Origin of the sequence: Gibbsiella greigii (genome assembly GCF_039540155.1) — a bacterium.
Taxonomy (GTDB): Bacteria; Pseudomonadota; Gammaproteobacteria; order Enterobacterales; family Enterobacteriaceae; genus Gibbsiella; species Gibbsiella quercinecans.
Genome location: NZ_BAABEM010000004.1, coordinates 165294 through 180083 on the forward strand (window position 1 = coordinate 165294; position 14790 = coordinate 180083).

General features: G+C 61.6%; 13 protein-coding genes. All 13 read right to left on the reverse strand.

Annotation, left to right across the window (positions count from 1 at the left end):
* Positions 1-252: 252 nt before the first annotated feature.
* The gene (locus AC559G_RS01675) at positions 253-1692 is read right to left on the reverse strand and encodes an N-acyl-D-amino-acid deacylase family protein (RefSeq protein WP_498910807.1); all 1440 of its coding nucleotides are present in this window, start codon (positions 1690-1692) and stop codon (positions 253-255) included.
* Positions 1693-1704: 12 nt separating this feature from the next.
* Positions 1705-2490, reverse strand: a complete 786-nt coding sequence (locus AC559G_RS01680) for a Rossmann-fold NAD(P)-binding domain-containing protein (protein ID WP_498910809.1) — start codon at positions 2488-2490, stop codon at positions 1705-1707.
* The gene (locus AC559G_RS01685) at positions 2490-3428 is read right to left on the reverse strand and encodes a dihydrodipicolinate synthase family protein (protein ID WP_498910811.1); all 939 of its coding nucleotides are present in this window, start codon (positions 3426-3428) and stop codon (positions 2490-2492) included. Before AC559G_RS01685 ends, AC559G_RS01680 begins: the two co-directional genes overlap by 1 nt.
* Positions 3416-4123 carry a GntR family transcriptional regulator gene (locus AC559G_RS01690; protein WP_498910813.1) on the reverse strand — a complete coding sequence of 236 codons (708 nt, stop codon included), beginning with the start codon at positions 4121-4123 and terminating at the stop codon, positions 3416-3418. The genes AC559G_RS01685 and AC559G_RS01690 overlap by 13 nt, the downstream gene beginning before the upstream one ends.
* A 65-nt stretch (positions 4124-4188) precedes the next feature.
* The gene (locus AC559G_RS01695) at positions 4189-5190 is read right to left on the reverse strand and encodes an ABC transporter ATP-binding protein (RefSeq protein WP_498910815.1); all 1002 of its coding nucleotides are present in this window, start codon (positions 5188-5190) and stop codon (positions 4189-4191) included.
* A complete protein-coding gene (locus tag AC559G_RS01700) occupies positions 5171-6883 on the reverse strand; it encodes an ABC transporter permease subunit (protein WP_498910817.1) in 1713 nt (570 codons plus the stop codon). Before AC559G_RS01700 ends, AC559G_RS01695 begins: the two co-directional genes overlap by 20 nt.
* A gap of 76 nt (positions 6884-6959) precedes the next feature.
* Positions 6960-8012: an ABC transporter substrate-binding protein gene (locus tag AC559G_RS01705; RefSeq protein ID WP_498910819.1), complete on the reverse strand. Its 1053-nt coding sequence runs from the start codon at positions 8010-8012 to the stop codon at positions 6960-6962.
* 392 nt (positions 8013-8404) lie between these two features.
* On the reverse strand, positions 8405-9658 hold the full coding sequence (locus AC559G_RS01710; RefSeq protein WP_498910821.1) for an aspartate aminotransferase family protein: 1254 nt from the start codon (positions 9656-9658) through the stop codon (positions 8405-8407).
* The gene (locus AC559G_RS01715; RefSeq protein ID WP_498910823.1) at positions 9655-10710 is read right to left on the reverse strand and encodes an aminotransferase class III-fold pyridoxal phosphate-dependent enzyme; all 1056 of its coding nucleotides are present in this window, start codon (positions 10708-10710) and stop codon (positions 9655-9657) included. The genes AC559G_RS01710 and AC559G_RS01715 overlap by 4 nt, the downstream gene beginning before the upstream one ends.
* On the reverse strand, positions 10703-11440 hold the full coding sequence (locus tag AC559G_RS01720) for an SDR family NAD(P)-dependent oxidoreductase (protein ID WP_498910825.1): 738 nt from the start codon (positions 11438-11440) through the stop codon (positions 10703-10705). The genes AC559G_RS01715 and AC559G_RS01720 overlap by 8 nt, the downstream gene beginning before the upstream one ends.
* 92 nt (positions 11441-11532) lie before the next feature.
* A complete protein-coding gene (locus AC559G_RS01725; RefSeq protein WP_438598688.1) occupies positions 11533-12360 on the reverse strand; it encodes an ABC transporter permease in 828 nt (275 codons plus the stop codon).
* A gap of 16 nt (positions 12361-12376) precedes the next feature.
* A complete protein-coding gene (locus AC559G_RS01730; RefSeq protein WP_498910827.1) occupies positions 12377-13645 on the reverse strand; it encodes an ABC transporter permease in 1269 nt (422 codons plus the stop codon).
* Positions 13646-13708: 63 nt separating this feature from the next.
* Positions 13709-14737, reverse strand: a complete 1029-nt coding sequence (locus tag AC559G_RS01735) for an ABC transporter substrate-binding protein (RefSeq protein ID WP_498910829.1) — start codon at positions 14735-14737, stop codon at positions 13709-13711.
* Positions 14738-14790 lie beyond the last annotated feature (53 nt).

Consider the following 14790-nt stretch of genomic DNA (forward strand, 5'->3'; position numbering starts at 1 on the left):
ACGCCTGTCGTAGCCGGCCGTGATGCGCAGTGACACAGTGAGGGTAGCCGCGCAGCGGCCGCCTGATATGGCGCAGGCGCGGGCTACGGTGCGACAAAAAACGACCGAGTTATAGCGACCGAAACCCTCCCCGACCTCAACAAAGAACATTGATGAAACCACACTCTGTAACCCACCGTGCAAGTGGAATTGCCTTAATCACCCCGAGTTTCTTTGCAGAAATTATCAGCGTCGAAGGCGTAACTCCCCAGCCTATTGGGGCGCCCGGCGAACAATTTGCCCCGCCTTATCATGTTGCACCTGCCTGTCGGCCCAGGCCAATTGCCCATTCACCCAAACATACTCAATCCCCGTTGCTCGGGTGCAAGGCTCCGCGAAAGTGGCGCTGTCTTGCACCGTCTCGGTGTTGAACAGCACCAGATCGGCAAAGTGGCCGGGCGCAATCCGGCCGCGCAGCGGGATGCCTAGCTCGGCGGCGGGTAAACCGCTCATCTTGTGGATGGCGGTGTGCAGCGGGAACAGGCCGAGTTCGCGACTATAGTGCCCCAATACCCGCGGGAAAGTGCCCCACAGCCGTGGATGTGGGTGCTCGTCGTGCGGCATGCCGTCAGAGCCGATCATCGTCGGCGGGAAGGCCAGAATGCGCTGCACATCCTGCTCGCCCATCATGAAGTAAATGGCGCCGGCCGGCATCAGCCGTTCCGCCGCCGCTTCATCACTCACGCCCCATTGGGCGGCGATATCGGCCAGCAACTGCCCGGCCAGATGTGGATGCGGGGTTGACCAGCTCACCAGCACCCGGGAAGCCCGCGCCACAAACGCCGGGTTTAGCGTGGTGGAGGACGCGTTATAAGGGTAGCAATCCAATGACAGCGGCTGCCGGGCGCGGGCGGCCTGAATGCTGGCCAGGGTTTCCAGCGAGCGGCCGTGGTTTTTTACCCCGGCGAGCTTGTGGTGTGAAATCAATACCCGCACGCCCAGGCGGCGGCCGATGGCGTAGCTCTCTTCCAACGAATCCAGCACCGCTTCCGCCTCATTGCGCATATGGGTGGCGTAAATGCCGCCATAGCGCGCCAACGGTTCGCCCACCGCCACGATCTCCTCCTGCGTGGCTGCCCGCGCGGCGGGGTAAAAGGTGCCGGTCGAGAAGCCGAAAGCGCCGTCGGCCAAGGCTTCCTCCAGCCGCACGCGCATGACGGCGCATTCCGCCGCGCTGGCCTCGCGCGTCAGGTCGCCGTGCATCACGCTGGCGCGCAGGGTGGTGTGCCCCACCATGCAGGCGGCGTTCACCATGATGCCCTGGGTCGCCATGGCCGCCAGGTAGTCGGCAAAGCGCGGGAAACGCAGCCAGGCCGGCGTGGCGATCAAATCCAGCGGCGCCGGTATCTGCGCCATGGACGCCGGCGCCAGGCTTAGGCCGCAGTTGCCGGTGATGACGGTGGTCACCCCCTGCGACAGCTTGGCGGTCATCATGCCGGGCTGCAGCAGGGCGCGATCGTCATGGGTATGCACATCAATAAAGCCCGGCGCCAGCGCCAGACCGCGCGCGTCGATCGTCTGGGTGCCGTGCAGGGTGCCCGGCGCGCCCACCGCCTGAATATGGCGGCCAGCGATCGCCACATCCGCTTTTTGCGGCGGGTTGCCGCTGCCGTCGTACAGCATGCCGCCGCGAATTACACAACTATTGCCCATGGGGAACCGGTCCTAGAGTGAAGGGATCATGCCGCCATCCACCCGCAAAATACTGCCGGTGATAAAGGAAGCCTGCTGGCTGGCGAGAAAGGCGGCCACCGCGCCGTACTCTTGTGGCTGGCCATAGCGCCCGGCGGGGATGGCGGCGCGGCTTTTGGCCTGTACATCCTCGACCGCCGTCTGTTCGCGCCCGGCGCGGGCGGCGTCCAACTGTGCGACGCGGTCGGTTGCGATGCGTCCCGGCACCAGAATATTGGCGGTGATGCCGTGCGGCGCCACTTCCGCCGCCAGCGTTTTAGACCAGCCCACCAGCGCCAGGCGCAGCGCGTTGGAAACCGCCAGATTGGCGATGGGCGCTACCACGCCGGAGGAGGTGCTGGTAATGATTCGCCCCCAGCCGGCGGCGATCATATCCGGCAGGATCTGATCGGTCAGTTGGATCAGCGCGCTGACCATGGCGTTGAACTGGTTTTGCCATACCTCGGCGGGCACGCCGGCGGCAGTCGAAGGCGCCGGGCCGCCGGAGTTATTCACCAGGATGGCAATCGCGCCGTGCGCCTGGCGTATTTGGCCGAGGGTGGCGGCAAAGCTTTCCGGCTGCGTGAGATCCAGCGCCCAGGCACTGGCCTTGCCGCCGGCCTGTTCGATAAGCTGCACCGTGTGCGCCAGTTTGTCCATGTTGCGCCCGGTCACCGCCACGGTCACGCCTTCGGCCGCCAGCGCAATGGCTATCGCACGGCCCAGGCCGCTGCCCGCGCCGCATACCAGCGCCACTTTATCTGCGATCATCAGATCCATTATTGCACTCCCCCTTGTTGTAATTTTTGCTTCAGCCTGTCAATCAGGCCGGTCAGTTCATCCAGATCGGTTTGGTCCAGCACCGGGCCGGCAGGGCGCACCCGCGCGTGCTGTATCGCACCACGGCGGCGCAGGGTTTCCTTGCGCAGCGCCAACCCAATGCCGTACTGGAACTCATGGCGCAGCAGCGGCAGATAGCGATCAAAAATATCTTCGCCGCGCGTTGCATCGCCTTCGGCATAGGCGCGGCAAACCTGCACCAGCATTTCCGGCCAGGCGAAGCCGGTCATTGCGCCGTCGGCGCCGCGCGCCAACTCTTGTGGCAAAAACAGCCCGCCGTTGCCGACCAAAATACTGATGCGGCGCAGCCCCTGTTCGGCGCTTTGCCGGCGCAGTCGGGTGAGCTTGCCCATGCCGGAAAGCTCTTCGTGCTTGAGCATCACCAACTGCGGCAGCGCTTCAATCAGCCGCAGCATGACCGGCACCGAGGTATAGACGCCGGTTGATTGCGGGTAGTCCTGCAGGCAGAGAGGAATGTCTGGGCCGAGCAGTTCGCCGATGGTGAGGAAATAGTTTTCCACCTGCGGATCGGTTTTCAGGTTGGGCGCCGGCGCCAGCATCACGCCCGCGGCGCCGCAGGCCATGGCCTTTTTAGCCAGGCGTTCCACGTGGCGATGCGACGGGTGGCTCACGCCGACGATCACCGGCACCCGGCCGTTAACCCGCGCCAGCACGCGTTGCATGAATTGCTCGGTTTCCTCTTCGCTCAGCTTGTGGGCTTCGCCGAGAATGCCGAGGATGGTGATGCCGTCCACTCCCTTTTCCAGGTAGAAATCGGTCAGGGTATCGGCGCTGGCCAAATCCAGTTCGCCGCTGTCGGTAAAGGGCGTGGCGGAGATGATGTACACCCCCTTGGCCTGTTCAGTCAGTTTTTGCATGCGGTGATGCTCCCCGGTAACAGTGAGGTAAACCGCGCCACGATGCTGGCGCGGACTTGGGTCAGGTGGTGCGCCATCGCCTGGCGGGCGCCGTTGGCATCGTTGGCGCGGATGCACTCCATCAGTTGGAGATGTTCGCGGCAGCCCGGCTCGAAGCGGGCGATGCTGCCGTTTTGATCGAACGTGCGCGCCTTGATGCGCAGATCGAAAATCAGGCTTTCCATTTGCGCGCTGCCGCAGTGGGCGGCAATGGTCAGGTGCACCAGGTTATCGATACGGTGGTTTTCTTCGGCGGAAAAGTCGCGCGCTTGCAGGTGGGTTTGCAGCGCCTGTATCACATTTTCCACCTGTGCCTGCGGGATGTTGCCCGTCGCCATAAAGGCCGCTTCGCCCTCCAGCAGCGCGCGCAGGTGCAGGATTTCCAGGTATTCGTGCAGCGTGGGCTCTTTCACCATCAGTTGCCCGCGCCCGATGCGGCTGGCAAAGCCGCCGCCGACCAGCCGGCTGAACGCCTCCCGCAGCGGGGTGCGCGAGACGCCGAGGGCGCTGGCCAACGCCCGCTCCTGCAGCGGCACGTTGGTGGGGATGCGGCCCAGTTGGATCATATTAAGCAGGCGCCGATAGGTCGCTTCGGTGAGATCCTGCCCCCGCGTAGCCAGAAGCAACTCGTTCAACGGCGTTTCTGTTGGCTGCATAGCGTTCCCCTTGCCGAAGGCGTGAAGGTTTGGCCGCGGTGCAGCGGCCGGTTGCGCTGATGGCTTCATGCGCTTTGCGCAAAGGCCATGGCGTGTTCCGCCAGAAAACCCAGCGCCAGCATTTGCCCCGGGATGTGCAGGGCGGCCGGCGCGTTGGCGGGCGCATAGGCCACCAGGGTTTTGCCCTGGAAATCGAACAGCAGTTTCCAGTGCAGGCCGCAGAAGGTCGCCATTTTAAGCGCCGCGTTGAAGCGTTGATCGGTGCCGAGGCTGGCCTCGCCGACCAACAGGTGCTCCGGGCGCACTCCCAGTGTTTTCCCGTCCGGTGTATCGATAAAGTTGCACTCGCCGAGAAAGCCGGCGATAAAACGGCTATCGGGCTGGCGATACAGCGCCTGCGGGCTACCGGCGCCGACGATTTGGCCTTTATCCATGATCACGATGCGATCCGACAGGTTCATCGCTTCTTCCTGATCGTGGGTGACGAACACCACTGTCAGCCCCAACTCCTGGTGCAACTGTTTGATTTGTAACTGGATGGATTGGCGCAGGTTTTTATCCAGCGCGCCGAGGGGTTCATCCATCAGCAGAATATCCGGGTTAAACACCAGCGCCCGGGCCAGCGCGGCACGCTGCTGTTGGCCGCCGGAAAGTTCGCCGGGCAGCCGCTGCGGGTAATCGCCCAGGCTGACCAGCGCCAGCGCATCAGCCACCCGGCGGTTGATGTCTTCTTTCGCCAGCCGGCGCATACGCAGCGGGAAGGCCACGTTCTCGAAAACCGACATGTGGGGGAACAGCGCGTAGTTCTGGAACACCATGCCGATGTTGCGATCGGCGATGCGATCGCGGGTGACGTTTTTGCCGGCGATGATCACGTTGCCGTCATCCGGCTGTTCAAAGCCGGCGATAATTTTTAGCAAGGTGGTTTTGCCGGAGCCCGAAGCCCCCAGCAGCGTGCAGAATTCCCCGCGCGCGACGGCCAGATTGAGCTGCGGGATCGCCACCGTTTGGCCGTAGGTTTTGCGGATGTTTGCCAACGCGACGTCTTTACCTTGCTGAATCTGCATGTTTGCCTCCGTGAGCGGTCAGCAGGCTCTGCAACAGCAGGATGCCCGCGGTGGCGGCGATCAGCACGCAGGAGGCGGCAATCACCGTCGGATCAAAATCAAACGCCAGCCCTTCATACATCAGTTTGGGCAGCGTGCGGTTGCGGATAGTGGTCAGGAACAGCGCCATGATCACGTCGTCAAACGAGGTGACGAAGGCGAAGATGGCGCCACTGATAAGCCCCGGCAGCAGTGCCGGCAGCATCACCCGGCGGAACATCTGCCACGGCGGCGCGCCCAGGCTGTAGGCGGCCAGCTCCAGGTTTTTATCAAAACTCTTCAGCGCGGCGCTGAGCGTAATGAAGGTGTAGGGGGTCGCCAGGACGGTATGGCCGATGATCAGCGCCACGGAGTTGTTAATCAGCCCCAACGGGCCGCACAGGTAATAGAGCGCCACGGCGATGATAATGGCGGGTACCGACATCGGGATGATAAACAGCGTTTCCAGCCAGCTGCGGCGCGGGCCGCTGAGTTTGTGCAGCCCCAGCGCCGCACTGGCGCCCAGCAGCATCGACAGCAGCGTAACCAGCAGGCCGATATGTACGCTCTGCCCCAGCGCGGCCATCCACTTGGCGTCGGTAAAGAAGTGCACGTACCAGCGCAATCCGTACTGCGGCGGCGGGAAGGTGGGGAATTCGTTGGTGCCGAAGCTCATCGGGATAACAATCACCAGCGGCAGGATCAGAAACACCGCTACCAGGGTGCCGGCCAGAGCGCAGGCCTTGCCGCCGGCGCCGCTCGGCACGGCGTTGATGGCCGACTGGCTGCCTTTGGCGCTGTTGCCCGCCATCAGCGAATTCAGGCCAAACAGGGTGTTGAACACCCAGAGCGCCAACAGCGTTGCCAGCAGCAGTACGCAGGCCAGCGCGGCAGCGATGCCCCAGTTCAACTCTTCCGTAATGTTGTATGAAATCAGGCTGGCCATCATGCGTTGGGCCGGGCCGCCCATCAGAGAGGGGGTGATGTAATAGCCCACCGCATTCATAAACACGATAATGGCGCCGGCCACCATGCCGGGGCGCGTCAGTGGCAGGATCACGCGGAAGAAAATGCCCGGCGCATCGGCACCCAGGCTTTTGGCCGCCAGCAGTAGCGTGCTGTCCAGCGAACGGAAGGAGGCATACAGCGGCAGTACGATAAACGGCATCAGGACGTGCACCATGCCGATCATCACGGCGGTGAAGTTATATAAGAAGGCGATCGGCTGTTGGGTAATGTGCACCGTCATCAGCAGGGTATTGAGCGGGCCGTTTTGCTGCAGCAGCGCTATCCAGCCGGTGGTGCGAACCAGCGCGCTGGACCAGAACGGCAGCAGAATGGCGAAAAACAGGAATTTGGTCATCGCCGGGCGCACGGCGGCCATCAGCCAGGCCAGCGGGTAACTGGTGATGATGCAGCCCAGTGTTACGGCCAGCGCGATAAAAAAGGTGTTCTCCAGCACCAGCCTGTACACCGGCGTGTTCCACAGGTGCAGATAATGCGCCAGGCTCCACTGGCCGTCGACCAGAAAGCCTTCTTTCAGCAGCCCCAGAATCGGCCAGACGAAAAACAGCAGCAGGAACAGCAGCAGCGGCAGCGTTGCCAGGAAGGCCGCCCCCCGCCATCGGGCGCGGGGTGGGGCCGCAGGGGATTGCGCGAAGGTATTCACTACCATAACGGGCTCCGTTTAGAGGGGCGGATACCGCCCCGGTTGCGCAGGGTGGGTTTCAATCGCTGTGAATGAAACGGCGTTATTGCGCGCGGATCTGGTTATAGCGCTCGACGATCGCCGGCCCGTGCTTGTCCCACCAGTCTGCGTTCATAAACAGGGTGTTCGCCAGGCGCTCCGGCGTGGAGGGCAGGCGGGCCTTGCGCGCATCGTCGATGTATTGCATCGCTCCAGTGGTGGTGGGGCCATAGGCGATATATTTGCTGAACTCGGCCTGGTGCTGCGGGGTGATCATGTAGTTCATCAGTTTGATCGCCGCGTCGCGGTGCGGGGCGCCTTTCACCAGCGCAAAATAGCCCACCTGGGCAACGGCGTTATCCCACGACATTTTGATCGGCAGGCCGGAATCGATGCCCGCCTGGAAACGGCCATTCCAGCCCAGCGCCATCTGCACTTCGCCGCTGGCCAGCGCCTGCACCGGCTGAGCACCGTTCTTCCACCACATGGCGACATAGGGTTTGATCTTTTCTATCTGCGCCATCGCGCGATCCACCCCTTGCGGTGTATTCAGCACGTTGTAAACCTCTTCCGGCTTCACGCCGTCGGCGATCAGCGCCGCTTCTATCACCGTGGCCGGTTCATCCTGCAGCGTGCGTTTGCCGGGGAATTTTTCCACGTTCCAGAAGTCGGCAAAGGTTTTGGGCTGCGGTTTGCCGTCGGGGAACGCAGCAGTGGAAAAACCGATCAGCGTGGAGAAAATCTCGGAGGGTACGCCGTAATCGTTACGTGCGCCGGGGATCACGTGATCCTGATTGACCATCTGCGGGGTGATTTTTTCAAACACCCCCAGCTTGATGCCGCGCACCAGCCGCGAGCCATTTTCGGTCACCACGTCCCACTGCACGGTATGGGTGTCCTGCATGGCCTTGAGCTTGCTGACTTGGGGATCGGTATCTTCCACCACGCTAATGCCGGTTTCCTGGCTAAAGGGCGCCAGCCACGCCTGGCTGATGGCTTTTTGATAGGCGCCGCCCCAACTGGCGAAGTTCAACTCTTCAGCGGCAGCGACGGAAAAACTGTGGCATATGGTGAGCAGCCCAAGTGCGAGGCCGCTTGCTTTGATCAACGATTTCATGTGTGCATTTCCCCTGGTGAATGGTGAAGACGCTGAAACGGTCATGTTGTTGGCACTTCTTGTGTATTCAAATGGCATACCAAGTGTATCTTGCTTGTTCTTTGCAAGAAGCAGGCCCTTTTGACGAGCCTACGCGGAATTTCCGGCAACTTTTTTTGCCTGGCGGCAAACAGCCGCGCTGCGGCAGGCTATCGGGCGGGTGAAAAATTGTGCAATGGGGCCGCGGAACGGCGCGCTATCGCAGCAGAGGGCAGCGCCGGCAAAGCGCGTTTTGCACCCCGATTACGCAGCGGGCGCATAAAAATGGTGCAGTGGCGTAGGATAAGGCCGCCGCTGGGGCGGCCTCGTCAGTTTAGCGATGGGGAGGGGATGGCGACGGTGTGGTTAGCGGGTTAATGCAACGTAGCCAGCACGCCTTCCAGCGTTTCCAGGAACAGGCTGCAGTGCTGTTGGTTAAACACCAGCGGCGGGCGGATTTTCAGGATGTTGGCCAGCGGGCCCGTGGTGCTGATTAACACGCCGCGTTCGCGCAGCAGGTTAACCACCTGGGCGGCCAGCAGCGGTGCCGGCGTTTTCTGCGCGCGATCGGTCACCAGCTCCACGCCGATAAACAGCCCGGCGCCCCGCACGTCGCCAATCAGCGGGTAGCGTTCGGCAAGCTTGCGCAGGCCGTGGCGCAGTTTTTCCCCGCTGCTTTCGGCGTTTTGCTGCAGCTTTTCGTTGCGGATCACCTGCAACACCGCCTGCGCGGCGCGGCAGGAGACCGGGTTGCCGCCGAAGGTATTAAAGTAGCGTTGGCGCTGGCCGAATTCGCTGAACAGCGCCGGGCGGCCGACCACCCCGGCCACCGGGTGGCCGTTGCCCATCGGTTTGCCCATGGTCACTATATCCGGCACCACGCCATGGCGGGCGAAGCCCCAGAAATGGCTGCCGGTGCGGGCAAAGCCCGCTTGCACTTCATCGGCGATGAACAGGCCGCCGGCGGCTCGGATCAGCGCTGCGGCCTGCTGCATTTCCCCCGGCAGCGGGCTGAACACGCCATCGCTGGAATAGATGGTATCCATCAGCAGCGCCGCCGGCCGCTGCCCGGCCTGCTGCAACGCATCCAGCACCTGGCGCAGGCTGTTCAACCATTGCCCTGGCTGGCGGTAGCTGTCGGGGGCGTCGATCGTCCGCACCTGGTCGCCCAGCGTGATGCCGAGCGAAGGCGAAAGGGCAGAGATGGCGCTGGTCACGCCGTGATAGGCCCAGCGGGTGACGATGGCGACGGTACCGCCGGTGATCTCGCGGGCGATGCGCAGCGCCAGATCGTTGGCCTCGCTGCCGCTGCAGGTCATGGTCAGGTTGCCCAGCTCGGGCGGGAATTCTTGCAGCAGCGTTTGCGCGTATTCGACGATCGCCTCATGCAGATAGCGGGTATGCGTATTGAGCTGGGCGGCCTGTTGGGCGATCGCTTCCACCACCGCCGGGTGGCAATGGCCGACCGAAGCGACATTGTTATACATATCCAGATAGCGCCGCCCTTCGGCGTCGAACAGCCATACGCCTTCGCCGCGCACCGGGTGCAGCGGGCGTTGATAAAACAGGCGGTAGCCGCCGCCCAGCAGGCGTTCGCGCTGGGCCAACAATTCACTGTCGCTGCTCATGGTGCTTTCTCCTCATGGGCGGCCGCACGCAACTGCGCGCAAATCTGGTAATGCGACAGGCGCATCAGGCGGCTCAGGTTGCGCCAGGCCGGGGGAACATTACGCAGAATATAGTCGCGGTTGCCGGGGTACAGGGTGGCTCGCCAACCGGCAATGGTGATGGTCAGGCACAGACGGGTGGCGATCAGATCCGGCAACACCTGCAGTTCGGTATCGGTGAGCGGCAACGCCTGGTGATAGGCATGGATAAACGGCCTGGCCAGCCGCAGCGGGTCCGCTTCGTCGGTCAACTGATAGGCCAGCGCCGTGGCCAGATCGTTAATCATCGGCGCGTAAAGTGCATCGCCAAAGTCGATAATGCCGCTTACCTGCGTGCCGCTATCGTCGGCCAGCACGTTATGGGGGTTGAGATCGTTGTGGATCACTTGGCGGCGCACCGAAAACTTCAGCGGCGCGACCCGCTCGTGATGGTTTTCCAATACCCGGCGGATCAGGCGCTGCTGTTCCGCATCGTTAATCACCGCCAGCTTGGGCGCCAGCCGTTCCGGGTGGGTGATATCCCACAGCAGATCGCGCTGCGCGCCGGGGTGGCGGAAGCTTTGCAGAGCAAGATCCAACTGCGCCAGCGTGCGGCCAAGCTGCGCCATAAAGGTGGCGTTCGGCGCCTGGCGGTGCTGCGGCGTACCGGGCAGATAGCTCACCACCCGCACCGATAAAGTCACCCCGTTCACCTCGATCTGCGGTTGCAGGCTGCCGTCCAACGCGCTAATCAGGCGTGGCACCGGCAGGCTGCGGTTGTGCGCGGCAACGTGTGCCAGCATCGCGGTTTGAAAATCAATTTCCTGCGCGGCCTCGGCAGGGTTGATGAAGCGCGCCATCATTTGCTGCCCATCGGCGCAGGCCAGGCAAAAGTTGCGGTCGCGCTCACCCGGCAGCGGGGTTACCTGGCCTTCAAGGCCGTAGCTTTCACGCAATAACTGCCCGGCAAGCCGGGCATCAATCGGTGGCACGTCGGTGGTGAACAGCGCCGGCGTGGTGGCAAGATCAGACATGTTGGCCCCCGTCTACGTGGATTTCTGCCCCATTGATATAGGCTGCCCCCTGGGTGCTGAGGAAGTAAATCAGCGAGGCGACTTCTTCCGGCTTGCCCAGCCGCTGCAGCGGCACCGTCTGTTCGACAATTTCCATAGTGCCGGGGGATAAAATCGAGGTTTCAATTTCACCGGGGGCGATCGCATTCACCCGCACGCCCTGTTGGCCGAAGTCATGGGCCATTTCACGCGTCAGTGCTGAAAGCGCCGCCTTGGATGTGGCATACGCCACGCCGGCGAACGGGTGCACTTTGCTGCCGGCAATCGAGGTGACATTGGTGATGCTGCCGTGCGCGGCTTTGAGCTCATCAAACAGCCCGCGGGCCAGAATGGCAGTGGAAAATAGATTGACGTTAAATACCTGGAGCCAGGTGGCGTAATCGGTTTCAAGCACGCCAAGCCGCCCGCCTTGATCGTTTTTTGGCGAAATGCCGGCGTTGTTCACCAGCGCATCAAGGCGGCCGCCGAGCAGACTTTTGATCATCGGCAGGCTTTGCTGCAGTTGATCGATGTCGGCCAGATCGAGGTGAATATGGTTCAGTAGCCCTTCGGCCCAGGGGCACTCTTCCGCCCAGCTTTGGCGCGAGGCGGTATAAATTTTCCAGCCCGCGGCGTGAAAGTGTTTAACCGTGGCGTGGCCGATACCCCGGCTGGCGCCCGTGAGCAGGAGCGTTTTTTTTGGCTGTTGCATCGCGAAACCTCCCTATGATGTTTGCTGCAGTAAAGGCGCAGCCCCACGTTAACGGCACGCGGGGCTGGCTGAAAACGGAGCATTGTTCGCGTTTAATGCGCCGGGTGCGCCAGGCGCATGCGTTCTCCACGGCGGCGCAGCATCTCCATAACGATCAACAGCAGCAGCGATGCGCCAATCATTAAGGTTGCGGCCGCGGCGATGGTTGGGTCAAGGTTTTCACGGATGCCGGCGAACATTTGTATCGGCAATGTGCGCTGGCGCGGGCTGGCGAGAAACAGCGTGACCACCACTTCATCAAACGAGGCGGCAAAGGCGAACAGCGCACCGGAAAACACCCCTGGCGCGATCAGCGGCAGGGTGATTTTACGGAACACCAGGAACGGGTTGGCGCCCAGGCTGGCGGCGGCGCGTGACAGCGTGGTGTCGTAGCTTTTCAGCACCGCGGTGACGGTGATCACCACAAACGGCACCCCGAGCAACGCGTGCGCCAGCACCAGGCCCAGATAACTGTTGAGCAGTGAAATGCGGGCGAAGAAAAAGAACATGCCGACGGCCACGATCACCACCGGCGCCACCATTGGCGAAATGATGATCGCCATCGCCAGGTTCTTGCCGCGGAACTCGGTGTGCGCCAGCCCCATCGAGGCCAGCACGCCCAGCACCGTCGCCAGCAGGGTGGCGAGTGGCGCCACCATCAGGCTGTTGCCCAGCGCGCCAATCCACTCGGGCGAGTTGAAGAACGAACTGTACCAGCGCAGGGAAAACCCGGCTAACGGGTAGCTGAGGAACGAGCCGCTGTTAAAGGAAAGCGGCACGATGATCAGCACTGGCACTATCAGGAACAGCAACACCGCCGCGCTGTAGAAGTTAAAGATCACTCGCCAAAAGTTGAGTAAGAAAGCCCCTTCCTGTTTCATCACTGTTCTCCTCGCCTTAATGGGCTGCCGCTTCGGCAGATGTGCGCGTGACGCGGATATACACCACATACAGCAGCATCACGATCACCAGCAGTTGTGTACCGAGCGCCGCGGCCATACCCCAGTTCATGGTGGTATTGGTAAAGAAGGCCACGAAATAGCTCACCATTTGATCTTCCGGCCCGCCGAGCAGCGCCGGGGTAACGTAGTAGCCGATCGCCATCATGAACACCAGCAGCGCGCCGGCGGTGACACCGGCATAAGTTTGCGGCACGTAAACCCGCCAGAACGCGCTGAAAGGGTGGGCGCCGAGCGAGATGGCGGCACGGACATAGTTGGGGGAAATGCCTTTCATGACCGCATACAGCGGCAGCACGATAAACGGCATCAGGATATGGGTCATCGAGATATAAACCCCGATGCGGTTGAACACCAGCGTCAGCGGATGATCGATGATATTCAGCCCCAGCAGGGCGCGGTTAATCAGGCCGCCCGACTGCAGCAGCACAATCCAACTGGCGGTACGTACGATAAGCGACGTCCAGAAAGGCAGCAGCACCAGGATCATCAGTACGTTGGCGCGACCGGTAGGCTGCTTCGACAGCCAATAGGCTAGCGGGTAGCCAAAGCCGACGCACAGCAACGTTACCACCGTTGCCATCCACAGGGTGCGCAGCAGCACATTGACATACAGCGCCTGGTCGGCCGGCAGCTTCTCGATACTGCCGTTGTCGATATTCACCTTACGGTCGAATACCGCCAGCAGGTAATACGGCGTCACCGGCGCCGCCGCACGTTGCAGCGCATGCCAGGTGCTCAGCTCGCCCCACTGCGGCAGGGCTTTTATCAGCGTGCTCTTCACGTCGTTGCCGTCTTTGGGCATGGCGCGCGGGGTGGCGGTGATCAGCCGGCGGAAACTGCTGTCTTCATAGCTCATGCGTTTGGCGATGGTGGCGATTTTGCCGCTTTCACGCGCGGCGATCAGATCCTGGCCGACGCTGGCGAACAATGTTTCGTCAGGCAGCATTTGGCCGTCCCACTTTTCCAGCGCCACCAACGTATTGGGCATGGTTTCCTGCAGCTCCGGGTTTTGCACGCTTTTGATCAGGATCGCGCCAATTGGGAACAGGAAGCAGACCACGACAAAAATCAGCAAAGGGGCAATCAGCCACAGCGAACGGCGCGTCTTGGCGCCGTTGCCTTTGCTAAACCGCTGGGTCTGCGGAGGGGCCTGAGTTTTTGGGTTATTGTCCACGGTATTGTCCATGAGGGTATTTTGGCTCATTGGCGGCAGGCTCCCTGATGTAGGTGATTCGGCAACTGCGGCCATTGCTGGCCGCATCAGGTGTTATTTCGACGCCCAGGCGTTGAAGCGTTGTTCCAGATCTTCGCCATGTTCAATCCAGAAGTTGGTATCGACCTGCAGCGAATTGGCCAGGTTATCCGGGGCGGTCGGCAACTGAGCCAACAGGCCGGGTTCAATCAGCTTGCTGGTGTTTTTGTTGGTCGGGCCGTAAGGGATATTTTCAGCAAATACCTTCTGGTTTTCCGGCTGGTTGGCGAAGGCGATGAACTGCTCCGCCAATGCCTTGTGCTTGGAGCCTTTGATGATGGCCCAACTGTCCAGATCGTAAATGCTGTTGTTCCAGATGATGTTGAAGTCGTGGCCTTCTTTCTGCGCGGCGCTGATACGGCCGTTGTAGGCGCTGGTCATCACTACGTCGCCCGACACCAGCCACTGCAGCGGCTGCGCGCCGGATTCCCACCACTGAATATTCGGTTTGATCTGATCCAGCTTTTTAAAGGCGCGATCGACGCCGGCCGGCGTCGCCAGCACTTTGTAGATATCCTCGCGTTTTACGCCGTCCGCCAGCAGGGCGATTTCCAGCGTGAACTTGGCGCTTTTACGCAGCGCGCGTTTGCCGGGGAATTTTTTCGTGTCCCAGAAGTCGTTCCAGCCGGTCGGGGGCTGTTTCAGCTTCTTCGCATCGTAGGTCAGTACCGTTGACCACAGGAAAATCCCGGCGCCGCATTCGCTCACCGCGCCCGGCACAAAATCGCTCTCGTTGCCGAGCTTGCTCCAGTCGAGCTGTTCAAACAGCCCTTCATCGCAGCCGCGCAACAGCTCGGGGCCTTCCACTTCGACCACGTCCCAACCCACTTGGCCGGTTTCGACCATCGCGCGGATGCGCGCCATTTCGCCGTTGTATTCGCCGGGTTCGATGGTGCCTTTGCCTGCGGCGGCAAACGGTTTGTAGAAAGCCTTATCCTGAGCATCCTTGTTCACGCCGCCAAATGACACCACGGTTAAGGTTTCAGCCTGGGCGGTGAATGCCATCATGGTTAAAACGGCAAGAGCAGCAATTTTCTTATGCATACGGTGACTCCTTGATAACGCGTAGTTGGAAGGGAAGACCCGAAATCAGTTGT